20 protein-coding genes and 3 tRNA genes are annotated in these 23,980 nt (G+C 70.5%); 13 read left to right on the top strand and 10 right to left on the bottom strand.

The genetic code is table 11. From position 1 onward, the window contains the following. Positions 1 to 42 precede the first annotated feature (42 nt). From B7K22_RS04225 to B7K22_RS04200, 6 genes are all read right to left on the bottom strand, one after another. On the bottom strand, positions 43 to 2,091 hold the full coding sequence (locus B7K22_RS04225) for a glycosyl hydrolase (protein ID WP_084038625.1): 2,049 nt from the start codon (positions 2,089 to 2,091) through the stop codon (positions 43 to 45). Continuing rightward, positions 2,088 to 2,894, bottom strand: a complete 807-nt coding sequence (locus tag B7K22_RS04220) for an HlyD family efflux transporter periplasmic adaptor subunit (RefSeq protein ID WP_084038623.1) — start codon at positions 2,892 to 2,894, stop codon at positions 2,088 to 2,090. The genes B7K22_RS04225 and B7K22_RS04220 overlap by 4 nt, the downstream gene beginning before the upstream one ends. Next, positions 2,891 to 4,594, bottom strand: coding sequence for a glycosyltransferase (locus tag B7K22_RS04215; RefSeq protein WP_084038621.1), 1,704 nt, complete (start codon positions 4,592 to 4,594; stop codon positions 2,891 to 2,893). Before B7K22_RS04215 ends, B7K22_RS04220 begins: the two co-directional genes overlap by 4 nt. A 235-nt stretch (positions 4,595 to 4,829) precedes the next feature. Further along, on the bottom strand, positions 4,830 to 5,567 hold the full coding sequence (locus tag B7K22_RS04210; protein WP_084038619.1) for a phosphoadenylyl-sulfate reductase: 738 nt from the start codon (positions 5,565 to 5,567) through the stop codon (positions 4,830 to 4,832). Continuing rightward, the gene (locus B7K22_RS04205; RefSeq protein WP_304441538.1) at positions 5,564 to 7,351 is read right to left on the bottom strand and encodes a nitrite/sulfite reductase; all 1,788 of its coding nucleotides are present in this window, start codon (positions 7,349 to 7,351) and stop codon (positions 5,564 to 5,566) included. Before B7K22_RS04205 ends, B7K22_RS04210 begins: the two co-directional genes overlap by 4 nt. Before the next feature lie 254 nt (positions 7,352 to 7,605). Beyond that, positions 7,606 to 8,742, bottom strand: coding sequence for a phosphatidylserine/phosphatidylglycerophosphate/cardiolipin synthase family protein (locus tag B7K22_RS04200; RefSeq protein WP_159448753.1), 1,137 nt, complete (start codon positions 8,740 to 8,742; stop codon positions 7,606 to 7,608). Positions 8,743 to 8,957: 215 nt separating this feature from the next. On the opposite strand from B7K22_RS04200, the gene B7K22_RS04195 reads away from it, so the two are divergent. The 4 genes from B7K22_RS04195 to B7K22_RS04180 all read left to right on the top strand — a co-directional run bounded on the left by B7K22_RS04195 (position 8,958) and on the right by B7K22_RS04180 (position 13,807). Next, complete coding sequence (locus B7K22_RS04195; RefSeq protein WP_234983307.1) at positions 8,958 to 10,340, top strand: FAD-dependent oxidoreductase; 1,383 nt, start codon at positions 8,958 to 8,960, stop codon at positions 10,338 to 10,340. A gap of 338 nt (positions 10,341 to 10,678) precedes the next feature. Further along, positions 10,679 to 11,554, top strand: coding sequence for a zinc metalloprotease HtpX (gene htpX, locus B7K22_RS04190; protein ID WP_234983306.1), 876 nt, complete (start codon positions 10,679 to 10,681; stop codon positions 11,552 to 11,554). Between the two features lie 157 nt (positions 11,555 to 11,711). Continuing rightward, positions 11,712 to 13,442, top strand: a complete 1,731-nt coding sequence (locus B7K22_RS04185; RefSeq protein ID WP_084038613.1) for a thiamine pyrophosphate-dependent enzyme — start codon at positions 11,712 to 11,714, stop codon at positions 13,440 to 13,442. Between the two features lie 5 nt (positions 13,443 to 13,447). After that, positions 13,448 to 13,807 carry a DUF4440 domain-containing protein gene (locus B7K22_RS04180; protein WP_084038611.1) on the top strand — a complete coding sequence of 120 codons (360 nt, stop codon included), beginning with the start codon at positions 13,448 to 13,450 and terminating at the stop codon, positions 13,805 to 13,807. A 4-nt stretch (positions 13,808 to 13,811) separates the two neighbouring features. Here B7K22_RS04180 and B7K22_RS04175 read toward each other — a convergent pair whose 3' ends face one another. Then, the gene (locus B7K22_RS04175; RefSeq protein WP_084038609.1) at positions 13,812 to 14,303 is read right to left on the bottom strand and encodes a YajQ family cyclic di-GMP-binding protein; all 492 of its coding nucleotides are present in this window, start codon (positions 14,301 to 14,303) and stop codon (positions 13,812 to 13,814) included. 101 nt (positions 14,304 to 14,404) lie between these two features. Between B7K22_RS04175 and B7K22_RS04170 the strand changes: the two genes are divergently transcribed. After that, positions 14,405 to 14,486, top strand: a tRNA-Tyr gene (locus B7K22_RS04170). Positions 14,487 to 14,640: 154 nt separating this feature from the next. Here the strand turns inward: B7K22_RS04170 and B7K22_RS04165 are convergent. Both B7K22_RS04165 and B7K22_RS04160 read right to left on the bottom strand, forming a co-directional pair. Then, positions 14,641 to 16,128 carry a sugar porter family MFS transporter gene (locus tag B7K22_RS04165; protein WP_084038607.1) on the bottom strand — a complete coding sequence of 496 codons (1,488 nt, stop codon included), beginning with the start codon at positions 16,126 to 16,128 and terminating at the stop codon, positions 14,641 to 14,643. Positions 16,129 to 16,270: 142 nt separating this feature from the next. Beyond that, entirely contained in the window at positions 16,271 to 17,644 is a 1,374-nt protein-coding gene (locus B7K22_RS04160; RefSeq protein WP_159448752.1) for a winged helix-turn-helix domain-containing protein, read from the bottom strand. 85 nt (positions 17,645 to 17,729) lie between these two features. On the opposite strand from B7K22_RS04160, the gene B7K22_RS04155 reads away from it, so the two are divergent. The 6 genes from B7K22_RS04155 to B7K22_RS04130 all read left to right on the top strand — a co-directional run bounded on the left by B7K22_RS04155 (position 17,730) and on the right by B7K22_RS04130 (position 20,272). Further along, a tRNA-Thr gene (locus B7K22_RS04155) sits at positions 17,730 to 17,805 on the top strand. A 53-nt stretch (positions 17,806 to 17,858) separates the two neighbouring features. Next, positions 17,859 to 17,932: transfer RNA gene (locus B7K22_RS04150), tRNA-Met, on the top strand. A 62-nt stretch (positions 17,933 to 17,994) separates the two neighbouring features. Then, positions 17,995 to 18,159: a 50S ribosomal protein L33 gene (rpmG, locus tag B7K22_RS04145; RefSeq protein ID WP_159448751.1), complete on the top strand. Its 165-nt coding sequence runs from the start codon at positions 17,995 to 17,997 to the stop codon at positions 18,157 to 18,159. 71 nt (positions 18,160 to 18,230) lie between these two features. Then, a complete protein-coding gene (locus B7K22_RS04140) occupies positions 18,231 to 19,235 on the top strand; it encodes an endonuclease/exonuclease/phosphatase family protein (RefSeq protein ID WP_084038601.1) in 1,005 nt (334 codons plus the stop codon). A 162-nt stretch (positions 19,236 to 19,397) separates the two neighbouring features. Further along, positions 19,398 to 19,844, top strand: a complete 447-nt coding sequence (locus tag B7K22_RS04135; RefSeq protein WP_084038599.1) for a MaoC family dehydratase N-terminal domain-containing protein — start codon at positions 19,398 to 19,400, stop codon at positions 19,842 to 19,844. Beyond that, complete coding sequence (locus B7K22_RS04130; RefSeq protein ID WP_084038597.1) at positions 19,841 to 20,272, top strand: MaoC/PaaZ C-terminal domain-containing protein; 432 nt, start codon at positions 19,841 to 19,843, stop codon at positions 20,270 to 20,272. The genes B7K22_RS04135 and B7K22_RS04130 overlap by 4 nt, the downstream gene beginning before the upstream one ends. Positions 20,273 to 20,287: 15 nt before the next feature. On the opposite strand, the gene B7K22_RS04125 is transcribed toward B7K22_RS04130, so the two are convergent. Beyond that, positions 20,288 to 21,328, bottom strand: a complete 1,041-nt coding sequence (locus tag B7K22_RS04125; protein ID WP_159448750.1) for a LacI family DNA-binding transcriptional regulator — start codon at positions 21,326 to 21,328, stop codon at positions 20,288 to 20,290. 195 nt (positions 21,329 to 21,523) lie between these two features. On the opposite strand from B7K22_RS04125, the gene B7K22_RS04120 reads away from it, so the two are divergent. Both B7K22_RS04120 and B7K22_RS04115 read left to right on the top strand, forming a co-directional pair. Then, complete coding sequence (locus tag B7K22_RS04120; RefSeq protein WP_084038593.1) at positions 21,524 to 22,876, top strand: MFS transporter; 1,353 nt, start codon at positions 21,524 to 21,526, stop codon at positions 22,874 to 22,876. A 27-nt stretch (positions 22,877 to 22,903) separates the two neighbouring features. Continuing rightward, positions 22,904 to 23,977: a UDP-N-acetylmuramate dehydrogenase gene (locus B7K22_RS04115; protein ID WP_084038591.1), complete on the top strand. Its 1,074-nt coding sequence runs from the start codon at positions 22,904 to 22,906 to the stop codon at positions 23,975 to 23,977. The last annotated feature ends 3 nt before the right edge of the window (positions 23,978 to 23,980 follow it).

The raw sequence follows: 23,980 nt of genomic DNA, 5'->3' as shown, positions 1-23,980 counted from the left end.
GAGGGCGGGGCTGGCACCTGGGGCGGATGGACGGCTCGCCTGTCAGCGCGGCGCGGCCGCGATCCAGGCGAGGAGGTACGTCCGCGAGTTGCCTCCGTCGATCGCCTCGTCGGGCCAGGTCGCAGCCGCGGACCATGCTGACGCGCGTGCGTCGGGGCCCGCTAGCGCGCTGTACATGAGCACGTAGTCGGCCAGGGGGAGGCCCGGTGTCGCGCCCCCCGCCTCCTCGACTCGCGCCGTGAGCGCGCTCCCTGAACCGTCGCCGCCGGGCGCGAGGTGCGCCTGCACCGGAGCCATGGGGATGAGCTGGATGCCGAGCTTCGCGCTCGGCTCGTCCGAGAACCACGTCGCGTACTCGCGCGCGCCGCCCCACGTCAGCGACACGATCTCATGCGCGTACTCTGGGTAGGCGGACAGGTCAGGGGCGACCCATAGCCGCTCGGCGGCATCGGCTTCGAGAGCGAGCATCCACTGTGCCGTCCGCTCGAGTCCGTCATCCCCGCGTGTGCGGGCCCACGATGCCAGCGCTGACCATGCGAGCACCGCCTCCGAGCTCGACTCCTGGTTGTTGCCGGCCGCGAAGGGCGCGGTGCCGGACGCCCACGAGTGGCCGGCGAAGGGGTCGAACACTCGCAGTGCGGGGAAGCTCTCGGAGGCCGCCGTGCTCGCGATGTCAGCCGCGAGCAGATCGATGGCCGGCGCGATGGCTTCCTCGAGAGTCGGGTCGAGCGCGACCGCTGTCGCCGCGGCCGCGATGAAGTAGCCGTAGTGGAAGTGGTGGTCGTTGAACTGCTCCGAGCCGAACGCCGGCTGCTGCCCCACGACGCCCCTCATCGTGGGGTCGTACTCGAAGCAGCGCTCGTCGCGCGTCTCGCAGCCGTCGAGCTCGGACCACGTCGTGAGAGCGGCGCCCAGGCGCCCGACCAGCTCGTCCCGCAGGCGCTCCTCGCGGAGCTCGTCGGCGATCATCGCCAGGGTGGCCAGTCGGTACAGCGCCTTCGCTCCGAAGTAGGTGTCAGGAGGCAGCTCGGCGTCCTCCATCGCATCTGACTCGAGCGCCGTCCTCACCGCGTCGATCTCCTCGTCGGACGCGCCCGACAGGTCGACGCTCGAGGGCGCCGCGACGGCGGGGACCTCCCACCGCATCGAGCGGCCGCGGCAGGCGTGGAGCTCGCCGGTCACGGACGCGTAGGTGCCGAGCTCGCACTCGAGGCCATCGGTGCGGCCCTCGGGCACGGCGAGCACCGTCTCGCTGTCCGCGTAGGTCAGCTTGGTCGCGACGATGCCGCCCACGCCCATCGCCACCTCGACGGCCTCCACGGGGTCGCCGAGTGCTGCCGCGACCGCGGCTGCATCGCCTCCCTCTGGCACCGCCCCGATGACGGCCGTGCCGCCCGGCTCCAGGTCGATCGCATGGTCCGAGACCTCGGCGCGGTCGACCACCACCACGAAACGGGAGCCGTCGATCGTGGCCACCCACGCACCGCCGCTGGCACGCTCGAGGGGAGCGGACACCAGCACCGTCGCATCCGCGAGGCCGGTCAGCCCGATCGCTGGCCAGCCAGCGGCAGCGGAGTACTCGACCAGATCCGCGCCGTCCCCGTCACGCGCAGTGAGTCCCACGCCCACCGGATCTGCGCGGCTGACGACGGGCCTGCCAACGCCGCCCTCGACATGAATCTGAAGCGTCGGTCCGGGTGTCGCGGTGATCGCGTCGGCGCTTCCGCTGATGGTGGGCAGGCCCACCACGAGCCCGCCGTCGCGGGCCGTGATCATCAGGGGCTCGGCGAATGCCGGATTCGCCTGCTCGCCGAAGGCGAGCGCCGAGTACCAGCGGTTGGTCGGGGGTGGGATCCCGTCCGCGACGTGGAGGGTCGTCGGCGGCTGGGCGTCGATCGCAGGCAGCATGGCTGCCGCGCCCTCCGGGTCGGCAAGCCCACCCGTCGGAGCACTCACCGATGCGCCGGCCGAGAGCGTTGGCTCGCGCGGGGACGACTGCGCGGCATCGCCGCCTGTGCAGGCGGCGAGCCCCACGATCGCGGTCGCCGCGGCGGCGGCCACGGCGGCCTTGGCGACCCGCGCGCGGGTCACTGGCCGATGCCCGCGATCGCGCTGTCGGCCGCTCGGCGCAGGTCGGCGAGCGGTCCCGACGGCGAGATCTCGACCGTGGCGTGCACGGGGGTGCCCGGGGTCGCCGCGCCAGCAGGGTCCATCGCCTCGAGCTCGCTCGAGGCCACCTCGAGCACCATGACGGTGCCGAGCTCGTCCTGCGCGAACCGGATGGTCTCGACCGAGCCGTCGAGGGTCGTGTCATCGGGCAGCGTGATGACGGCGGCGGCGCCCTCCGAGATCGCGGGCAGGTCGTCGCCGTCCACGCGAAACGTCGCGTCGACGAACAGCGACTCCGCGGCGAACATCTCCGCGACGATGCCACCGGAGCCCACGTACCCGCCTTGGGCGATCGGGATGTCGGCGACGGTGCCGTTGGCGGCCGCGACCACCTGCCACTGTCGCGTCACCTCGGGCAGCACGGGCGGCTCGGGCGCGGGCGATGCGGACGGCTCAGGGCCCTGCGCCTCCATCTCCGCGACCGCGAGGTCCGCCTCGTACTGCGCCTCGAGGATCTGCACCTGCGACGCGAGCTCGTCCTCCAGCTGGCTCGAGTCGATCGTGAGCAGCACGTCGCCTGCCGCGACGGTGTCGCCCACCTCGACGTGCTGCTCGAGCACCAGCCCGCCGTACTCCGTGCCGACCGGCAGCAGGTCGGCCGAGATGCCTGCGGCCTCGCTGTCCGCGTGGGAGATGCGCTCGGTGTAGAGGTAGAGCAGCCCGGCCACCAGCACGAGCACCAGGATCGTCCCCAGGCTCACACGGAGCCACGTGGTCGCGCTCATGACGCGCCCCGCACGCGCGCCCAGGACGGTTGCGCCCCGACCGGATCGGGGCGCGCCACGACGGTGCGCTGCGGCTGGGAGGTGACGACCGCATCGGCACCGCTGTCGCCACGCCGCCGCGCCCGCGACTCGCGCCACGCCGTCACCACGAACAGCAGGAGCACCATGGTGTTGGTCACGTTCCAGGCCGTCGCGAGCGACAGCGCGCCGGCATCGAGATCCTTGAGGATTCCGACCACGGACGTCAGCGCGAGGAACAGCGTGACCAGCATCTGCGGGACGATGAAGTCGAACGGCGAGCGGCCGCGAGCGGTGCCCGTGGCCTGCCAGCCCACGTCCTTGCGCCGGATGGCGTTGACCAGCGCCTTGACGTAGATCGGGAAGGACACTGCGGCGAGCGTGAGCGTCTCCCAGCGGAAGGTGCCCATGGTGTGCCACGCGAGCAGCACCTGGATCGCGTAGAACCCTGCGTAGTAGAGCAGCCACGTCAGCGGCGACGCCTCGACGGTCATCGGCGCGAGGTCGAAGTAGATCTGCAGCGGTGGGACCACGAGCAGGATCAGCGGCACGATGCCGGTGAGGTAGAACGTCGACGTGACGAGGTACTGGATCCGCTGCTCGGCGGTGAGCCGGCGGCGAGGGCTCAGCGGGTTGTGGGTGAGGAGGATCTCGAATCCGCCTGTCGCCCACCTCAGCTGCTGCTTCGAGTACGCCTCGATGGTGTCGGGCGCCTCGCCGACGGCGAGCACGTCGGGGACGAAGAGCGTCCGCCAGCCGTTCTCATGGAGCATCAGCGAGGTCCACACGTCCTCGGACTTCGAGTCGGTGTAGATGCCGCCCACGTCCTCGACGGCCGCGCGGCGGTAGATCACGTTGGTGCCCACGCAGAACGCCGCGTTGAAGCGGTTCCGACCGGGCTGGATGAACCGGTAGAACACGGCCTGCATGAACCCGGCGCCACGGGCGATGACGGTGTCGAGGTTGTCGTAGGCCTGCGGGGTCTGCACGAACGCGAGGTCCGGGTCGTGGAAGTGAGGCAGGGTCTCCTCGATGAACTCCGGGCGCGGCACGAAGTCGGCGTCGAACACCGCGAAGAACTCTCCCTTGGCGAGCGTGAGCGCGTGATTGATGTTGCCGGCCTTGGCCCCGCCGGAGCTGAGGCGGCGGACGTAGCGCGCCCCCTCCCCGGCGGCGACGTCCCGCACGGCGTCGGACCTGCCGTCGTCGAGCACCCAGGTGCGGTGCCGCCCATGCAGGTGCATGGCAGCGCGCACCGTGCGTCTGATCACCTCGGGATCCTCGCCGCACGTGGTGATGAACACGTCGACCGTGACCCTCCGGCCGGCCACGTGGGTGTCCCACAGCTGCGGCGGCAGCCCATGGCGCGAGCGCTCGGGTGAGTAGAGCCGGTCTCGCTCGTGGAAGTACGTGCTGTCGCGCGCATCCTGCCCTCCGGACAGGATGGTCCACATCCCCAGGAAGGCCTGCAGGATCAGGATCAGCTCAGTGACGATCACCAGCGCGTAGGGCAGCGGGTCCCCGCGGTGGTCGGGGTCGAGCAGGAACAGCGAGTAGAAGAGCGCGCCGAGCCCGGCGGCGCCCACGGTGAGGAACATCAGCGGGCTGGGCCTCTCGCCGTGCTCTCGCTCGGGGAGGGATCTCAGGCGTGCGGTGGGTGCGGAAGAACCTGGTGCAGTCATGTTTCGCTCCGTGCGGCGGTGGGCCGGAGCGAGACGCTCGCGACCCGCGTTCGTCAGTGCGGGACATGACCCCCTTCACAGGGGTCACGGGTTCGGCGTCTTCGACGGACTCAGGGCCACGCCAGGCCCTGGGGCGCAAGGGTCGATGCCCTCGACACCCATCCTGGGCGTCACCTGTCTGAGATGTCCAGCATCTCGCCACAGAAATCTCGAGACCGTGCTCCCACCAGGGACATCAGCCTGTGTGGATGCCGCACTCCGTCTTGCCCTGGCCGGCCCAGCGCCCTGCGCGTGCGTCCTCGCCGGGCAGCACCTTGCGCGTGCACGGCGCGCAGCCGATGCTCGGGTACCCCTGGGCGACCAGCGGGTTGCGAGGCAGGTCGTGGTCCACCTGGTAGCGCTCCACGTCCTCGTCGTCCCACAGCGCGAGCGGGTTGATCTTCACCAGGCCGTGCTTGGCGTCCCAGCTGACCACGGGCATCTCGGAGCGGGTGACGGCGTCCACGCGGCGAGCGCCGGTGACCCACGCGTCGTAGTGGGTCAGGGCGTTCGCGAGAGGATCCACCTTGCGCATGAAGCAGCACAGGTTGGGGTCGCGCGCGAACAGGTCCTTGCCGAACTCCGCGTCCTGCTCGGCGACGGTCTGGCGGGGCGTCACGTCGACGACGGTGATGGGGAAGGCGCGAGCCGCCTCGTCGCGCGTCGCGACGGTCTCGGGAAAGTGGTAGCCGGTCTCGAGGAACAGCACGTCGACGCCCTCGAGCCGGGTGCCGAAGAGGTGCGGCAGGATCGTGTCCTGCATCGAGGCGGCGACGCCCAGGCTCCTGCCGAAGGTGGCGACCGCCCAGTCCGCAACGTGCTCCGCTGAGGCCGTCTCGAGCAGCGAGTTCGCCTGCGCGCAGGTCTCGGCGTTCCACTCGCTCGGGTTGAGCGCCGTCAGGGCCAGGCTGCCCGGCAGCGATGGAATCGTCATCGGATCAGCTCCTCCTCCGCGCGGAAGGCCCAATCGGCGAAGGCCTCCTCGGGCCCCGTACGGTCCGCGAGGTAGTTGGTCGTCACGCGCTCGACGTACTCGGGCATCCCGAGCTGGGTGACCTTGTGGCCGCGGATCTTGCGTCCGAAGTCGTTGTCGTCGCCGCGGCCCAGGCGCCCGCCCAGGTGGACCTGGAAGCCTGGCACCTGCTCGCCCGACTCCTCGTCCAGCACGAGCTGGCCCTTGAAGCCGATGTCCGCGATCTGCACGCGTGCGCACGAGTTCGGGCAGCCGTTGACGTGGACGGTGATGGGGCTGTCGAGCGTGGGGAACTTCTCGTCGAGCACCTTGACCACCTCGCGTGCGGTCGCCTTGGTCTCGACGATCGCGAGCTTGCAGTACTCGATGCCCGTGCACGCGATCACGTTGCGATGGAACTCGCCGGGCTCGGACTCGAGCTCGAGCGCGCGCAGGCCGTTGACGACCTCGCTCACGCGGTCCTCGGGGATGTCGAGCACGAGGATCTTCTGGAGCGGCGTGAGACGGATCCTGTCGGAGCCCACGGACTCCGCGATGCGCGCGATCTCGAGCAGCTTCTCGCCCGAGACGCGGCCGGCCACGGGGGCCACGCCCACGTACCACCTGCCGTCCTTCTGCTCGTGGATTCCCACGTGGTCGCCGCGGTCGCCGCGCTCGGCCTGCCGGGGAGCCGGGCCCTTGGGCAGCTCGTAGCCCAGGTAGTCCTTCTCGAGCACCTCGAGGAACTTCTCGGGGCCCCACGCCTTGAGGACGAACTTGAGCCGGGCGCGGGTGCGCAGTCGGCGGTAGCCGTGGTCGCGGAAAATCGACACGACGCCCTTCCAGACCTCGTGCGCGATCTCTGGCTTGACGAACACGCCCAGGCGGTGGCCCAGGAACGGGTTGACGGACAGGCCGCCGCCCACCCACAGGTCGTAGCCGACGCCGAGCTCGGGGTGCTCGACCGCGCAGAAGGCGATGTCCTGCACCTCGTGCAGGATGTCGGGGACGGGCTGGCCGGTGAAGGCGGTCTTGAACTTGCGCGGCAGGTTCGAGAACTCCGGCGAGCCGATGTACTTGTCCATGATCTCGCGGATCTGCGGCGTCGGGTCGATCAGCTCGTCCTTGGACACGCCCGCCACGGGCGAGCCGAGGATCACGCGGGGGACGTCGCCGCACGCCTCGGTGCACAGCAGTCCCACCTCCTCGACGCGGCGGAAGATCTCAGGGACGTCCTCGATGCGAATCCAGTGCAGCTGGATGTTCTGGCGGTCGGAGACGTCGGCGGTGTCGCGCGCGAGGTCGCGGGAGATGAGCCCGATCTCGCGCGCCTGCGCCACCGACAGCTGCCCGCCGTCGGAGCGGATGCGCAGCATGAAGTACTCGTCGTCGAGCTCGTGGGGCTCGAGCACGGCGGTCTTGCCGCCGTCGATGCCCTGCCGACGCTGCGTGTACAGGCCCCACCAGCGGAAGCGGCCGCGCAGGTCGCCCGGAGGGATCGACCAGAAGCCCCACTTGGAGTACATCGACTCGATGCGCTGGCGCACCTCGAGCGGGTCGCCCGCTGCCTTCATCTCCTCGTTCGGGTTCAGCGGCGTGCGGTCGCCGGCGGCCCACTGGCCGTCCTTGGACGCGGTGTTGCGGCGCGCGGCGGCCTCGCGGGTGCGGATGGCGCGCGCCTCCTCGCGGTGGCGGCGGCGCTCCTCGGCCTCAGCGATCTCCTGAGGCGTGCGGGTCTCCGCAGTGGTGGCATCGGTGTCGGTCACCGAGGACTCCTCGACATGTCGGGAGGGCTTTCGGCCAGGTGAGCGCGGCTGGTTCGCGCTCGGTGGCCGAGCGCCCAGGGGCTACGTGGGACGTATCCGTGGGCGGTCAGGCCGACAGACACATGGCACAGCAGACGCAGCACATCAGCGATGCGCGGGCGTTCTGCGAGTGGGCCATGCGTGCAAGTCTCTCATAGGACCCGGCGGGAGCGGTACCCCTCCCTTTCCCGGCGAATGGGGCCCAACTCGGTCACTTAGGGGGCCTTGACGAGCGAATGGGGCCCCATTCGCTCGTGAGAGTGGGGGGTGCTGCGCAGGGCCGATGCGTGGGCTGGCTCTCGCTTCTGCGCCACCTCGGTGCGGTGAAAGCTCTCGATCTGGTCGATGAGCGTCGGGTCGTGCGTCTCGAGCGCGATCTCCCGCGTGCCGAGCCGCACCCCGGCGGCCACGAAGTTGTGCGAGCCCGTGAGCGCCACCCGCAAGCCATCGGGCATGGTGAACACCAGCGCCTTGGCATGCAGGTACCGCCGCCGGCGATAGCGCGAGCGATGTCCGGTGGCGAGCATCGAGGATGCGATCAGGGCGCCGTTGGCGGGGGAGGCGCGGTGCGGCGCGTTGAACCACAGGTCGCCCCGCGCCGCGAGCAGCCGCCCCAGCGGCCCGGTCGGGCAGTACTGGGACACGTGCAGCACCCGCTCCGCCCGCGCGGCCCACGCCACTGCTGCCCGATAGATCGCGGAGTCGCCGGGGCGTCCGCCGTCGATCAGCAGCCTGCCGGCGGCGACATCGACGCTCGTCGACGCGGCCCGGCTGAAGCCTTCCTGGGTGATGCGATCGTGCAGCCCGGCCAGCGCATCGGCCGTACGCGCGTCCTCGACGCGCACCATGTAGTCGACGTTGCGCACGCCTGGAGCATCGAGGTTCACGCCCCCGAACGACCATGCGACGTCATCGACGACGGTGAGCTTGGTGTGCGTCCTGCCTCTCCAGAGCAGCCCGCGCGGCGACCCCAGCCACGTCATCCGGACCCCGGCCGCCTCGAGCTCTTGCGTGAGCTCGACGGCCGAGCGGCGCCTGGGCGTGGGCGTCGCGGGCCCCAGCACGCTGCCCGCGACGTCCGCGAACGTGAAGACGTCGGCGCTGACGGCGACGTCGACGCCGCGCCGCGCGGCCGCGATCAGCGCCTCGATCATCCGCTCGGTCGCGCCGTCTCGGGCGATCGTCAGCGTGGTGAGCCGCACCCGGCTGCGCGCCCGCCCGATGGCCGCTGCCGCATCGGCGACGTAGTCCTGCCCGCACAGAAGGGTGGTGGCCGACCTGCCTCGTTCGGGGCCTGGGCTGACCGCGCGGTGACTGCCATCAGTCCCGGGTGCGAATGCCGTGTCGGTCACGCCGTCAGGCTGGCACGGCGCTGCGCGCGGGGGCGGGCGCGGCCGCGCGGCGTCACGGAAGATTCACGGGTCGGTCACCTCGCGGCCACGCGTGCCGGGAGCGACGCCGTTCGCAGAAGCTCGATGCAATACGCGCAGCAGGTGTGTCTATACTCTGGTGCCGTTGCGCCTGTTCGGCCGGGCGCGCCGCCTCCCACCGACGAAGTGAGAACCTCGTGACCTCTGAACGACCGCTGCGCGTCGCCATCATCGGCGCCGGACCGGCTGGCACGTACGCCGCCGACATCCTGTCCAAGTCGGGCATCTCGACGTCGATCGACATCATTGAGCGCCTCCCTGCTCCGTTCGGGCTCGTCCGCTACGGCGTCGCCCCCGACCACCCCCGCATCAAGCAGATCATCGTCGCGCTCGCGAACGTCCTGGGCCGCGGCGACATCCGCCTGCTGGCCAACGTCAACGTCGGGACCGACCTCACCCTCGAGGATCTTCAGGAGCACTACGACGCGGTCATCTTCGCGACCGGCGCCTTCAAGGACTCTGATCTCAACATCCCTGGTATCGACCTGGAGGGGTCGTATGGCGCGGCCGACTTCGTGAGCTGGTTCGACGGCCACCCCGACGTGCCTCGCACGTGGCCGCTCGACGCCAAGGAGATCGCGATCTTCGGCGTGGGCAACGTCGCTCTCGACATCGCGCGCGTGCTCGCCAAGCACCCCAAGGACATCGCCGTCACGGAGATCCCCGACAACGTGCTCGAGGGCCTGTCGGCCTCGCCCGTCACGGACGTCCACGTGTTCGGCCGCAGGGGTCCCGCCCAGGTGAAGTTCTCGCCGCTCGAGCTGCGCGAGCTGGGCCACGTTCCCGACGTCGACGTCATCGTCTACCCCGAGGACTACGAGTTCGACGAGGCCTCGATCGACGCCGCGGAGAACAACAAGCAGACCAAGCAGGTCGTCAAGACGCTGACGGACTGGACCCTCAAGGAGCCCTCCGGCGCCTCCCGCCGCATCCACCTGCACTTCCTCCAGAGCCCCCACGAGGTGCTGGGCGAGGACGGCAAGGTCGTGGCCGTGCGCATGGAGCGCACCGAGCTCCAGGGCGACGGCAACGTCAAGGGCACCGGCGAGTTCATCGACTACCCCGTCCAGGCCGTCTACCGCGCGGTCGGCTACTACGGGACCGAGATCGAGGGCCTGCCGTTCGACCACTCGAAGGGCACCATCGCCAACGAGGGCGGCCGCGTGGTCGACGGCGGCGACGTCGTCCCCGGCTTCTACACCACCGGCTGGATCAAGCGCGGGCCCGTGGGCCTCATCGGCCACACCAAGTCCGATGCCCAGGAGACCATCGCGAACCTGGTCGAGGACGTCGACCGCCTCTACGCGGAGTCCAAGGCCGGGGCGGAGCAGCTCAGCCCCGACAACCTCCTGCACCTGCTCAAGGAGCGCGGCGTGCCCGTGGTCCAGTGGCACGACTGGGAGCTGCTCGACGCTCACGAGCGCGCGCTGGGCGAGGCCGACGGCCGCGAGCGCATCAAGGTGGTGCCGCGCGAGGAGATGACCGACATCGCGCTGGGCCGCCTCAAGCAGCAGGCCTGATCTCACACGTGAGCCGGCGCCGGGGAGAATCCGGCGCCGGCTCACGTGCGTTCGACGCCCGGCTGGCGCCCGAGCGCCGACGAGGGCGGCTCGGCTCGAGCGTCCCGCCACTACGCTCGCCCGAGTCGGATCTCGGGCGACTCCGGCGATCGCGCCCGCACCCGCGCTCTGCGCCGAGAGGGCTCTCGGACCGCACCCCCCTCGTGAAGCTGCATCGGTGGCGAACCGAGGGCACGTGCGCGAGTCGGCCCTCGCGAGACTCGCACCCGCTGAGCCCGGGAACCGGCATGCCCCATCGCCCGTTTCTCATGCGCAAGAATGTCTTCCGGAGGGATGAGTTGGGAAAGCGCTACTTCAATGGTCTGAAGACCGGCGGGCTGTTCGTGGTTCTGTGGGTCGTGCTGCTCGGCATCGGCTCGGTCGTGGGCGGTGGCCAGTACATCTGGATCTTCGCCGGGCTGGGCCTGATCGGCACCGCCTACGGCTACTGGAACTCCGACAAGCTCGCGATCAAGGCCATGCACGCCCGGCCCGTCACGGAGGTCGAGCAGCCCGCGATGTACCGCATCGTGCGTGAGCTGTCGGCCGAGGCGAACCAGCCCATGCCTCGGCTCTATGTGTCTCCCACGCAGGCGCCCAACGCGTTCGCGACGGGCCGCAACCCCAGCAACGCGGCCGTCTGCTGCACCGAGGGCATCCTCCACCTGCTCGACGACCGCGAGCTGCGCGGCGTGCTCGGGCACGAGCTCATGCACGTGTACAACCGCGACATCCTCATCGGCTCCGTCGCGGCCGCCTTCGCCGGCATGATCACCGCGATCGCGCAGATGCTCTTCTTCTTCGGCGGTGGGGGAAACAGCCGCGACAACCCGCTGGGCGTGTTCGGGATGCTCGCGATGGTGCTGCTCGCGCCGATCGCCGCGAGCCTGATCAGGATGGCGATCTCCCGGACGCGCGAGTACGACGCGGACGAGGACGGTGCCGCGCTCACCGGTGACCCGATGGCGCTCGCGAGCGCGCTGCGCAAGCTCGAGGCCGGCACGAAGGCGCGCCCGCTCCCGCAGGACGCGCCGCTCGAGAACGTCTCGCACATGATGATCGCGAACCCCTTCTCGGGTGCCGGCATGGCGAAGCTGTTCTCCACGCACCCGCCCATGGACGAGCGGGTGGCGCGCCTCGAGGGCATGGCGAGGGCGAACGGGCAGCTCTTCTAGCTCGCGGCTCCCCGCCCGCATGTCACTCGCGCGTCTGTGGCGCGCCTGCGCGCGGGCAACGGGGAATCCTTTGGCCTTGCGGCCGCGTTGGACCTGAGGTGAGGCCTGTCGGCGGGAACCTCGGCAGGCGACCAGCGGCCCACGAGGAGACTCCCGCATGAGCACCACCATCGCGAAGCACGTGATCGACGCGCTCGCTGAGCACGGCGTGTCCCAGGTCTGGGGCGTCGTCGGCGATGCCCTCAACCCCTTCACGGACGCGATCAGGTCCGAGGACCGGATCGAATGGATCGGCGTGCGGCACGAGGAGGCGGGTGCTTTCGCTGCAGCCGCTCAGGCGCAGCTCACGGGGCGCATCGGCGTCGTGATGGGCACCGTCGGTCCCGGCTCGCTGCACCTGATCAACGGGCTCTACGACGCGAAGAAGTCGCACGCCCCGGTGCTCGCGATCTGCGGCCAGGTGCCCAGCCCGGAGATCGGCACCGACTACTTCCAGGAGGTCGCGAACGACCGCGTGTTCGAGGACGTGTCCGTGTGGAATGAGACACTCACGTCCCCCGAGCAGCTGCCGCAGATGCTCGTGCAGGCCGTCAACGCCGCGTACGCGCAGAGCGGCGTGGCGGTGCTGACCGTGCCAGGCGACGTGGGCGAGCTCGAGCTGCCGGACGGCACCGCGCCGTCCGCCTTCGCCGTGCCCGGCCGCGATGCTGTCCCCAGCGAGGAGGACCTCGCCGCTGCCGCATCGGCCCTCGAGGGAGCGTCCAAGGTGACGATGCTCGTGGGTCGCGGCGCCGAGCATGCCCGCGAGGACACGCTCGCCGTGGCCGAGCGGCTCGCCGCGCCCATGGTCGTCACGCTCAAGGGCAAGACCGGCTTCGATGGCGACAACCCGTATCACGTGGGGCAGACCGGCCTGCTGGGCAATCCGGCCGCGACCAACGCGCTCAAGAGTTGCGACGTGCTGCTCATGGTCGGCACGGACTTTCCCTACCGCGACTTCTACCCTGACAACGCCACCGTGATCCAGATCGACCAGAATGCGACCCACATCGGGCGCCGAGTCGCCGTGGACATCGCCGTCGCGGGAGACGCGGGTGACACGTTGCGTGCCCTGCTGCCGCGGCTCTCGGCGCGGGATGACACCTCTCACCTCGACTCGGCGCGCGAGGACTACTCCGAGTGGCGCGAGCGCCAGGCGAACGTCGCGGATCCCGATTATGAGGAGTCGGGCGTGGTCGCCAAGGTGCGCTCGGTCTTCGACAACCCCGACGACCGCATCCGGCCCGAGGCGCTCGCGGCCGCCGTCGACCGCCACGCACCCGAAGATGCGGTCTTCACCGCCGACACCGGGATGTCGACCACCTGGTCGGCGCGGTTCCTCGAGATGCGGGGCGACCGTGAGCTCATCGGATCGTTCAACCTTGGCTCGATGGCGAACGCCTTGCCGCAGGCACTGGGCGCCCAGGCGCTCGACCGCTCGCGTCGGGTCGTGTCGATGTCGGGCGACGGCGGCCTCATGATGCTGCTCGGCGACCTGCGCACCGCCGTGACCTACCGGTTGCCGGTCGTGGTCGTCGTGTTCGACAACGCGTCGCTTGGCATGGTCCAGCTCGAGCAGCAGGAGGGTGGGCTCGCCTCCTTCGGCACGCAGCTCGACAACCCCGACCTGGCCGCCGTGGCGGTCGCGCTGGGCCTCGCTGGACGGCGCGTCGAGGACCCGAGTGACCTCGACGATGCGCTCGCCTGGGCCTTCGCGCAGGACGGGCCGGTGCTCCTCGACGTCGTGACGAACCCTGACGAGATCGCGGTGCCGCCCAACCCGAAGGTGTCGCAGGCGTGGGGCTACGCGGTGGCGAAGCTCACGGAGGCCGTGGAGAGCAGGAGGTAGGAGAGATGAGAACGCAGGAAGCAGAGCAGCTGGTCGCATTGGAGCGGGACGGCTGGGAGGCGCTGACCAACGGCCATGCGCGGGAGTTCTACGACGACGTCCTCGCGGGTGAGGCTGTGATGGTCTTCCCGTTCGGCGTGATGAACAGGGACGACGCCATTGACGGCATGGCCGAGTCGCGACGGTGGAAGGACTACCGGATCGACGACATCACCGTGCACGACGTAGGAGCCGGCATCGCCGTGGTCGCGTACCACGTGCACGCGGAGCGCGACGAGGAGGACCCCTTCGACGCCATGCTCGCGAGCACCTACGTGCGCTCGCGCGGCGGCTGGCGGATGATGGTCCACCAGCAGTCGCCGTGAGTCGTTAGCGGAAGTTCACGAACTGCAGGTCGACGTCGACGTCCGCGCCCTTGAGGAGCTGGATGGTCTTCTGCAGGTCGTCGCGCGACTTCGACGACACCCGGAGCTCGTCGCCCTGGATCTGCGACTTGACGGTCTTGGGTCCCTCCTCGCGGATGATCTTGCCGAGCTTCTTGGCGATCTCCTGCGTGATGCCCTCCTTGAGCTCGGCGACGAGCCGGAACTCCTTGCCCGAGGCGACCGGCTCGCCGTACTCGAGCGACTTCATCGAGATGCCGCGCTTGGCGAGCTTGGCGATCAGCACGTCGAGCACCGCATTCACGCGCTCGGGGGAGTTGGCCTTCATGAGGATCGCCTCGCCCGAGAACTCGATCGAGGCACCCACGCCGCGGAAGTCGTAACGCTGGTTGATCTCCTTGTAGGCCTGGTTGAGCGCGTTGTCGACCTCTTGGCGGTCGATCTTGCTCACCACGTCGAAGGTGCTGTCTCCTGCCATGGGATCCTCCTCGGGTCACCTGGGCCAGCGCCGGTTCGCGCCGGGGCCGCTTCTGTTGCTATCCTTCCATGCGCGCCGCTTGCGGTTTCGACCAGGCGCATGGCAGGTTGCCCGAGCGGCCAAAGGGAGCTGACTGTAAATCAGCCGTCACTGACTTCGGGGGTTCGAATCCCTCACCTGCCACGCACGGCCCGTCGCGATGCGGCGGGCCTTTCGCGTGCCCACTGCGCGCCTCGCCCCCGCCCCGGCGCAACCTTGCTGCGCAGCTGGTGGCTCACGGTCGGTCGCAGCCGCGCGGCGTCACAGCATGGCGGCTGAGCGCCACGACGACCAGCGCTCAGCGAATCTCGTCAGCCGCGGTGCCTGCCGTCTCGCGCACGAAGTGCCCCCGCTTGACCGACACGTCGCTGCTCATCTCTTCGAGCTCCATGCCCTTGGTCTCGGGCACCCGGAAGAACACGAAGATCAGCGACAGGAGCGCCATCGAGGCGTAGAAGCCGTACGCGAACGTCAGGCCGATGGAGGCGAAGGTGGGGAACGACACGGTGATGGCCCAGTTCGCGAGCCACTGCGCGGCTGCCGCCACCGCAAGCGCCGATGCGCGGATGCGGTTGGGGAACATCTCGCCCAGCAGCACCCACACCACGGGGCCCCAGGTGGCGCCGAAGAACACGACGAACGCGTTGGCTCCCACGATCGCGATGGTGCCCCATTCGCCGTTGAAGCCGGTCACCTCGCCCGCGTCATCGGTGATCGCCTGCGAGAACGCGATGGCCATGATGCCAAGCGAGATCGCCATGCCGGTGGAGCCGATGAGAAGCATGAGGCGCCGGCCGATGCGGTCCACGAGGATGATCGCGACGATGGTGACGACGATGTTGGTGACCGAGGTGATGGTCGAGGTCAGGAAGGCCTGGCTCTCCTCGAAGCCCACCGACTGCCACAGCGTGGTCGAGTAGTAGAAGATGACGTTGATGCCCACGAACTGCTGGAACACCGACAGCAGGATGCCGGTCCACACGATGGGCTTGAGCCCGAGCGCGTGGCCGCGGAGGTCGCGCAGGCTCTGCTTCTCCTCGCGGTGGAGGGACTCCTCGATCTCCTGGATCTTGTGGTCGACGTCATCGACGCCGGTGAACATCCGCAGCACGTCCGCGGCCTGATCATCCTTACCCTGACCGACGAGGTAGCGCGGGGACTCGGGCAGGCGCAGCGCCGCAATGCCGTAGATCGCTGCGGGGAGAGCCTCGGCCATGAACATCCAGCGCCACGCCTCGAGGCCGAACCAGAAGTCCTCCGAGGCGCCGCCCGCCGCCTCGGCGAAGAGCTGACCGGTGAGCAGGGCGGTGAAGATGCCGGTGACGATCGCGAGCTGCTGCAGCGATCCCAGGCGCCCGCGGAACTTGGAGGGGGACACCTCGGCGATGTACGCGGGCGCGATCACGGACGCGGCGCCCACTGCGAGACCGCCCAGCACGCGCCAGATGACCAGGTCCCAGATGCCGAACGCGAGACCGGACCCTAGCGCGGAGGCGAGGAACAGGATCGACGCGATCACCATCACGCGGATGCGTCCGTAGCGGTTGGCGATGGTGCCCGCGAACCACGCGCCCACCGCGCAGCCCAGCAGGGTGGAGGCGACGGCGAAGCCGGTGAAGGCATCGGAGAGCTCGTACTCTCCCTGGATCGAGTCGACGGCGCCGTTGATCACGGACGAGTCGAACCCGAACAGGAACCCGCCCAGGGCGGCTCCGATGCTGATGCCGACCACGCGCCGGTTGAGGCGGGATGCGGCGGTCGGGGTGGAGGCTGGCGTGCTCGTCATCGGTGACATCTCCTGCCGTCGGCGGATGCGAGCGCGCATCCGGGCTGATACTCGTCACCGTAACCCTCGTGGGGCTGTGGCGCTTCCCGAACCGGCCATATTCGTGGGCCGATGCGCCCGCGAGCCGCGGCTCCCGCTCTGTTCAGGCCCCCGCAGAGAAGGCGGACGCGACGGCGGGTGCGAGGTCGCCGACAGGGGCGACGTCGACGTCGACGAGCCCGAGCCAGCGGGCCGTCAACGTCAGCTCGTCCGCCGCAGCGGCGGCGATGCGCTCGTCCGGCAGGCGGCGAGCGCCGGGCGCGGTCGCGGGCTCGCGCCAGGAGGCCGCGACCCTCAGCACGCCCGCCTTGCGATCTGCCTTGAGGTCGAACCGCGCGGGGATCTGGTCGCCCACGAGCAGCGGCAGGCAGTAGTAGCCGTAGACGCGCTTGGGCGCGGGCGTGTAGATCTCGATGCGGTAGTCCATGCCGAACATGCGTGCCAGGCGCGGCCGGAACCAGCACACCGGATCGAACGGGCTCAGCAGCGCGGCCCCCGTCGCACGGCCGGGATCATGCGCGACCCGCCGCCAGGGTGCCGCCTCATCCGGCGGTGCCACGGCGAGCAGCGCTGGCTCGCGCCACCCCTCGACCTCGACCCAGCGCGCGAGGCCCCGCTCCACCGCCGACGCCGCCCACGCCTGGCCGCCCGCCACGTCGCGCGTGCGCGGGCCCGCCTGGTAGCGGAGCCGGAAGTGGTCGCAGAGGTCCTTGACCGTGCCGATGCCGCACGCCGACAAGGCACGGTCGAACAGCGCCTGACGCGCCTCGGGCGCGGGAACGCCCCACGGGTGCCCCTCGATCGCCTGGGTGCCGTCCGCGCCGGGAGCCGCGCCAGCATCGGCCGGCTGCATGCCCCATGCGCGCTCACACGCGTCGTAGGTTCGCGCGAAGTGTCCGCGCCGCGATGCGGCGACCATGCCGGAGATGAACAGGTACTCGAGCGCGTCCTTGGTGTGGCTCGTGTCCCACCAGGGCCCCTTGGGCCCGTCGCGGGGCGAGAGGTGCTCGACGTCCGCGCCGACCAGCGGGCCCGAGGCCTCGACGACGGCGCGCACCTGGTCGACCAGGCCCGGCCTCTCGCGCTCCAGGCGGGTGCGTGTGCGCGCCTTCCAGTTGAGGAACGATGGTCCCTGCATGCGGTGATGCATGAGCGGGAGGACGTCGACGGGCATGACGGACGCCTCGTGTCCCCAGTGCTCGAAGGCGTGAGGCGAGTGGCCCTGGGGGTCGCCCCACAGGAATGCGTCGAGCTCTGCCATGGGGTACGGCCCGTAGCGTGAGAACAGCGGCAGGTAATGCGCCCGCGCGAGGACGTTGACGGTGTCGAGCTGCAGCACGCCCTGGAACGCGAGGTACGCCGCGAAATCGGTCGGGCGCGCTCGTCGCGCAGGACGCCGCCGCGAGAGCCCCTGAGCGCTCAGGAAGATGCGCCTGGCCTGCGCCGCCGTCACCGTCGAGGGAAGGTCTGCAGTCACGTTCCTCACCCTAGAGGGAGCCACCGACAGCGGCCGCTGCCCGATTTCACAACGGGCGCTCGCGGCGTGTACTCTTGTCCGGCTGGCCCCGATAGCTCAGTCGGCAGAGCGTTTCCATGGTAAGGAAAAGGTCCAGGGTTCGATTCCCTGTCGGGGCTCCAAGGATGGCTCGCCGCCGCACCTCTCGCGAGGCCGGCGGCGGTCCCATTCTCGCGGCGGGGTAGCTCAGTTGGTTAGAGCACACGACTCATAATCGTGGGGTCGCGGGTTCAAGTCCCGCCCTCGCTACGTTCCAGGCAGTCCGCCTGGCTCACGCGCTTCGCGCGTCACGACAAGGCTGGGAGCAACCCGTGGCCAAGAACGACGTCCGTCCCAAGATCACCCTCGCGTGCACCGAGTGCAAGAACCGCAACTACATCACGCGCAAGAACCGTCGCAACAACCCTGACCGCGTGGAGCTCGCCAAGTTCTGCCGCAACTGCGGCAAGCACACCGCCCACCGCGAGACGCGCTGATCTGAGCTGATCCAGAAGGCCCGCCACCTCCGTTCGGAGGCGGCGGGCCTTCTGCATGCGACACTCCTCCCATGACAGGCAGGACGGCCGATGCGCGGGCGGAGTCGCCGCGTCCCTCGCCTTCGCATCGCACCGCGGGGCGCAGGGTCGCCACGGCGCTCGGTTGGCTCGCGATCGCGCCTGCGGCATTCGCAGTCGTCGCGCGCGCGGCCAGCCTCGAGGCGGGACCGCTCGCGCTGCTCGTGGCGCTCGCGCCGTGGGCCCTGCTCGGAGCCGCCGTCGCCGTGGTGCTCGCCGTGGTCGGCCGGTCGGCGGTGCTCGCCGCCGCAGCAGTGATCGTCGCCATGCCCGTCGTCCTGTGGAACGCGCCGCTGTGGACCTCGGGGGCCGTCCCAGCGGGTCCCCGCGCACTCACGGTGGCAACCGTGTCGATGACCTTCGGCCAGGCCGACCCTCACGCCGTGGTCGCTCTCGTGCGCGACCACGAGGTAGACGTCCTCGCCATCCAGGAGCTCACGCCTGAGGCAGCCGAGGCGCTCGTCGCCGCGGGTCTCGAGGACGAGCTCGCCCACGATGCGGCGTACCCGGAGCCCGGCTTCACCGGCACGGGGCTATGGTCGCGCGAGCCGCTGCTCAGCGAGACGGCGGTGCCGGGCTTCGTCTCGCGGACCATCCGCGCCGAGCTCGACGCTGTCGGCGGGCTGACGGTCGTCGCGCCCCACCCGGCCGCTCCCGGCCCGTGGCGCCACGAAGGATGGAGCGCGGACACGACGGCGCTGGTCTCGCTGCTCGACGGCATCGACGGCCCCACCCTCGTGGTCGGCGACCTCAACCTCACGCGCGACCACCGCGCGTTCCGGGACCTGCTGGACCAAGGCCTGATCGATGCGGTGGACCAGGCGGGCGCCGGCCTGCCGATGACCTTCCCCGAGCAGCGCACGGCCTTCCCGTTCGTCGCGATCGACCACGTGCTCGCCCGCGACGTCGACTTCGCGGCGACCGACGTCGACACCGACGTCGTCGCCGGCTCCGATCACCGCGCACTCGTCGTGACGTACGCGTACCCAGGTGAGTGAGAGACGAAGCCAGCCCGCGCATCGGCCGGCCGTCGTCTGCACGACCTCGCAGAACAGGTCTGAGAGTGTCCGCGCGGCGAGTGTGGGGCGCCCGCGCGCGCCGCAGATGATCTGCGGGTTCGTGCATCCGCTCGGGGCCTCGGCCTTCGCTAGGCTGGCCGTGTGCCAGTGAATCCAGAAGCCGCGGGCCGTAGCTACGGCCCCTTCGAGCCGTACGAGGTGACGCGGGTCAAGATCCGCGAGTTCGCCGACGCCGTCGACGCCTACTCCGGTGCTCACCGTGAGGTCGCCGTCGCGCAGGCCGAGGGTTACCTCGATCTCGTCGCGCCCACGACCTTCGCCGTGGTCATCGCGCAGCGCGCCGAGTTCCACGTGGTGACGGACCCGGAGGTGGGCGTCGACTTCTCGATGGTCGTGCACGGGGAGGAGCGGTTCACGCATGTGCGGCCTCTCATCGCAGGCGACGTCATCACCACGACGGTGCACATCGAGGAGATCAAGCAGCGGGCAGGGATCTCGATGGTCACGACCCGCGCGGAGCTCGTCGACCTCGACGGGGCGCCCGTGTCGACGGTGACGAGCACGCTCGCGGTGAGGGAGGCGGCATGACGGAGTCGACCAGCCCGGGCTTCGCGGGGCTCGAGGTGGGCCAGGTGGTCGCCGAGCGCGAGGTCGCCGTCACGCGCGACATGCTCGTGCGCTATGCGGGCGCCTCGGGCGACTTCAACCCGATCCACTACAACGATGTGGTCGCCGAGCAGGTGGGCCTGCCCGGCGTCATCGCCCACGGCATGCTGACCATGGGCCTGGGCGCCTCGGTGGTCGAGGAGTGGGCCGGCGCGGGCAACGTCGCCGACTACCAGGTGCGCTTCACGCGTCCGGTGCCCGTCCCCAACCCTGGTGAGGCGATCGTCACGGTGAGCGCACGCATCGGCGCGCTGGACGCGGAGCGACGGACGGCACGCGTGGACCTTACCGTGTCCCACGGCGACACCAAGGTGCTCGGCAAGGCGCAGGCCGTCGTCGACTGCACGTGACGGCGAGCGAGGCCGTCAGCGTCTGGCGCTGACGGCGCCGGTCGTCGTGCCCTGCCGGAACTCGAGCTCCATCCACTTGTGGGACGGCGTCTCGCCGCTCAGCAGCTCCTGCACCTCTCGGGCCACGGCCTCGCCCTTCACCACGCCGTCCTGGACGATGGTGGTGAGCTCGAGCGGGGCCAGCCATGGCAGCTCGATGCCATCGAAGCCCGTGATCGACACGTCCTGAGGCACGTTGAGGTCGAGCTCGCGAGCCGCGAGGATCGCGCCGCCGGCGAGGACATCAGACTGCGCGACGATCGCGGTGGGCTGGGACTCGTGCGTCAGCGCGAGGTGGCCCGCCGCGATCCCCTCGGCGACGAGCGTCTCGCGCGCCTCGACCACCACGCACGGCTCGACGCCGGCGCGGCGGAACGCCTCGAGGCGGTTGTGCATGGGCGACCAGGCGGACTCGGGCATGTAGTCGACGGGACGCAGGCCAGTCTCGACGCCGGGCCCGTGAGGGAGGGTGATGGTGCCGATGCGCTCGTGCCCGAGCCCGCGCAGGTGCTCGATGAGCTGCACCGTCGCCGTGGTGTCGTCGATCGACACCTGTCCTGCCCCTGCTGGCGCGACCCCGTCCAGCACGACGAAGGGCAGCGAGCGCCTGCGGAGCTTCTCGATCGCGGGCTCGTCGTGGTCGCGCACGCGGAAGATGACGGCGGCGTCCATGGGCGCGGTGTCGAGGAGCGACTTTTCGTCCGACTCGTCGCTGGGGTTAGGGATCAGCAGCACGCCGAGTCCCATGTCTCCGAGCTTCGAGATCAGGCCGTCCATGACGTCGAGGATGTAGGGGGAGCGGAAGGCGAGGGTGAAGGTGTCGTGGATCACCACGCCCACCACGTGCGAACGGCCCGAACGCAGCGCCCGCGCCTGCGCCGACGGACCCGCGTAGTCGAGGTCCTCAGCAGCCTTCTCGACCCGGGACTTCATCTCGGGGGAGATGGGCCCGGCGCCCGAGTATGCCAGCGACACCGTGGACAGGGACACGCCCGCCTTGGCGGCGACGTCGGCCATCGTCGGCCTTCTCTTGGCTGCCACGTCCACCCTCTCCGGCTGTTTTGACGCTGACCACAGCGTAGCCGCACAATGGCGCTCGGATCGCACGCGCGACCGCATGCGCCACAGCACGCGCCGGCGCGCACCCTGGTGCGCTCAGCGACGGGCGTGCGGCGCCATCGGGGCGACCGCCCCCCAGATCGACAGGAACTCATGCCACTGGTCTACGGCTACCCGCCCACCACCTCTCCCACGGACGCCCGCGTGCGCTCCGCCCGCTGGGGCGTGCTCGGTCTCTTCGCGCTCATGGGCGCGATGCTGTCGACGTTCCTGTCGCGCATGCCCTCCGTCCGCGACCTGCTGGACGTCAGCGTCTCAGGGCTCGCGAACCTCATCATCTTCGGTTCGTTCGGCGCCCTTGCGGGCCTCATGGTGACGGGCTGGGCGGCCGCGCGCTTCGGGACGCGAGCGCTGCTGTTCTGGTCGACCGTCAGCCACGTCGCGGCGTTCTCCCTGGTCGCCGTGTCGACGGTGATGGAGTCGCGGCCCCTGTTCGCTGTCGGGCACTTCTTCGTGAGCTTCTCGTTCGCGTTCACCAACGTCGCGATGAATGCGGAGGCCGCCAACGTCGAGCGGCGGATGGGCCGCGCTGTCATGCCGCAGTTCCACGCCGCGTTCTCGATCGGCATGGCGGTGGCCCTGGGAATCGGTGCTCTCGTCTCGCACGCCGGCATCCCCCCGGTCACCCACTTCATCGCGGCCGCTGCCGTCGCGACCGTGGTGCGGCTCGCGATCATTCCCGCCGCCGCCATCGACGGCATGCCGGACCCCGATGCGGCCGGCGCGACTCTGGGCGGGCCGTTCGCCACCGCCCGCGCCGAGTACAAGGAGCGGCGCGTGGTGCTCATCGGCCTGATCGTGTTCGCCGCCTCGATGACCGAGATGACCGCCGCGCAGTGGATGTCGATCGCCGTGGTCGACGAGTTCGATCGCACGGAGTCCGTGGGCGACCTCATCTACTGGGTGTTCGTGGTGTCGATGGTGACGGTGCGCTGGTTCGGGGCCCCCATCATCGGCCGGTTGGGCCGCGTGGTGTCGCTGCGGGCGAGCGCTGTCGCTGTGGTCGCCGGCCTGCTGCTGTTCGCCCTCGCGCCCGCCTTGTGGCTGGTCCCCCTCGCCGCGATGCTGTGGGGTCTGGGCGCCGCGCTGGGCGTGCCCATCGCGTTCTCCGCAGCCGCCGACGACCCCAAGCGCGCCGCAGCGCGCGTCGCCGCCGTCGCCTCCTTCTCCACCGTGGCGGGCCTGATGGTCCCGCCCCTGATCGGCAACCTGGGGGAGCTGGTCCCCATGAACGTCGCGCTGCTCGTCGTGAGCGCTGCCTCGATCACGTCGTTCGCCCTCGCGCGCGCCGTGCGCAAGGACGGCAGGCTCCTCGGCAGCCGGCGTGCGGCCGAGCGCCGCGTAGGGTCCGCCCGTCTCGCGCTCGCCGACAAGGACGGACCTGCCATCGCCCCGGGCGCCGCGACCGGCACCGGAGCACCCGACGCGCCCGTGCGCGGCGAGTGACCGGCGCGGCGGAACTACGCTGAGACCATGACCCAGCTCGCCGACCTCACCACGCTGCGCGTGGGCGGTGCCATCCGCGCCCTGGTTGACACCCGCGGCGAGCGTGACCTGATCGACGCGGTGCAGGACGCGGACGAGACGGGCGAACCGGTTCTCGTGCTCGGCGGCGGCTCCAACATCCTCGCGGGCGACGAGCCCTTCGCAGGCACCGTGGTGCGCGATCGGCGGAACGAGATCATGGTGCAGGACGACGGCGCCTGCGGCGGCGTCTCCGTCACCGTGACCGCCGGCACACCCTGGGATGACGTCGTGGAGCGCGCGTGCGAGGAGGGCTGGGTGGGGATCGAGGCGCTCAGCGGCATCCCCGGCTCGGCGGGTGCCACGCCCGTGCAGAACGTGGGCGCCTACGGCGCGGAGGTCGCGGACGTGATCGCGCTGGTGCGCGTCTGGGACCGGCTCGAGCGTCGCGTGCGCTCGCTCGCGCGAGTCGATTGCGCCTTCTCGTACCGCGACTCGCTGCTCAAGCGCTCGATGCTCGGCCAGGCGCCCGACGCCGGCGTCTGGTCACCCACGCCGCGCTACGTGGTCCTCGACGTCACCATGCAGATGCGCCAGGGCACCCTGTCGGCGCCGGTGCGCTACGCGCAGCTCGCCGCCGCGCTCGACATCGCGGAGGGCGATCGCGCGCCGCTGACCGACGTCCGCGCCGCGGTGCTCGAGGTGCGCGGGCGCAAGGGCATGGTCCTTGACGAGAGCGACCCCGACACGTGGAGCGCGGGCTCCTTCTTCACCAACCCGGTGCTGTCCGTCGAGCAGGCTGCCGCGCTGCCCGAGGACGCGCCCAGGTTCGCCGCCCACGGGGGACGGGTCAAGACGTCGGCGGCATGGCTCATCGAGCATGCTGGATTCTCGCGGGGGTTCTCCGTGAGCGCCGATGCGCGGGCCGCCCTGTCCTCGAAGCACACCCTGGCAGTGACGAACCGCGGGGGCGCCCCCGCAGCCGAGGTGGTCGAGCTCGCGCGCACGGTGCGTGACGGGGTGCGCGATGCGTTCGGCGTGACTCTGGTCCCTGAGCCGGTCCTGCTCGGCATCGAGCTCTGAGGC

The organism is Demequina sp. NBRC 110053 (genome assembly GCF_002090095.1).
Classification (GTDB): Bacteria; Actinomycetota; Actinomycetes; order Actinomycetales; family Demequinaceae; genus Demequina.
Note: the sequence above shows the minus strand (reverse complement) of the source record. Positions and strands in the feature narration are given on the sequence as shown.

Coding starts and splice junctions, on each gene's coding strand:
- B7K22_RS04115 (WP_084038591.1), top strand. CDS start 22,904: ATGACCCAGCTCGCCGACCTCACCACGCTGCGCGTGGGCGGTGCCATC.
- B7K22_RS04165 (WP_084038607.1), bottom strand. CDS start 16,128: ATGACGAGCACGCCAGCCTCCACCCCGACCGCCGCATCCCGCCTCAAC.
- B7K22_RS04175 (WP_084038609.1), bottom strand. CDS start 14,303: ATGGCAGGAGACAGCACCTTCGACGTGGTGAGCAAGATCGACCGCCAA.
- B7K22_RS04215 (WP_084038621.1), bottom strand. CDS start 4,594: ATGACTGCACCAGGTTCTTCCGCACCCACCGCACGCCTGAGATCCCTC.
- B7K22_RS04125 (WP_159448750.1), bottom strand. CDS start 21,328: ATGGCCGACGTCGCCGCCAAGGCGGGCGTGTCCCTGTCCACGGTGTCG.
- B7K22_RS04210 (WP_084038619.1), bottom strand. CDS start 5,567: ATGACGATTCCATCGCTGCCGGGCAGCCTGGCCCTGACGGCGCTCAAC.
- B7K22_RS04120 (WP_084038593.1), top strand. CDS start 21,524: ATGCCACTGGTCTACGGCTACCCGCCCACCACCTCTCCCACGGACGCC.
- B7K22_RS04130 (WP_084038597.1), top strand. CDS start 19,841: ATGACGGAGTCGACCAGCCCGGGCTTCGCGGGGCTCGAGGTGGGCCAG.
- B7K22_RS04140 (WP_084038601.1), top strand. CDS start 18,231: ATGACAGGCAGGACGGCCGATGCGCGGGCGGAGTCGCCGCGTCCCTCG.
- B7K22_RS04180 (WP_084038611.1), top strand. CDS start 13,448: ATGAGAACGCAGGAAGCAGAGCAGCTGGTCGCATTGGAGCGGGACGGC.
- B7K22_RS04220 (WP_084038623.1), bottom strand. CDS start 2,894: ATGAGCGCGACCACGTGGCTCCGTGTGAGCCTGGGGACGATCCTGGTG.
- B7K22_RS04185 (WP_084038613.1), top strand. CDS start 11,712: ATGAGCACCACCATCGCGAAGCACGTGATCGACGCGCTCGCTGAGCAC.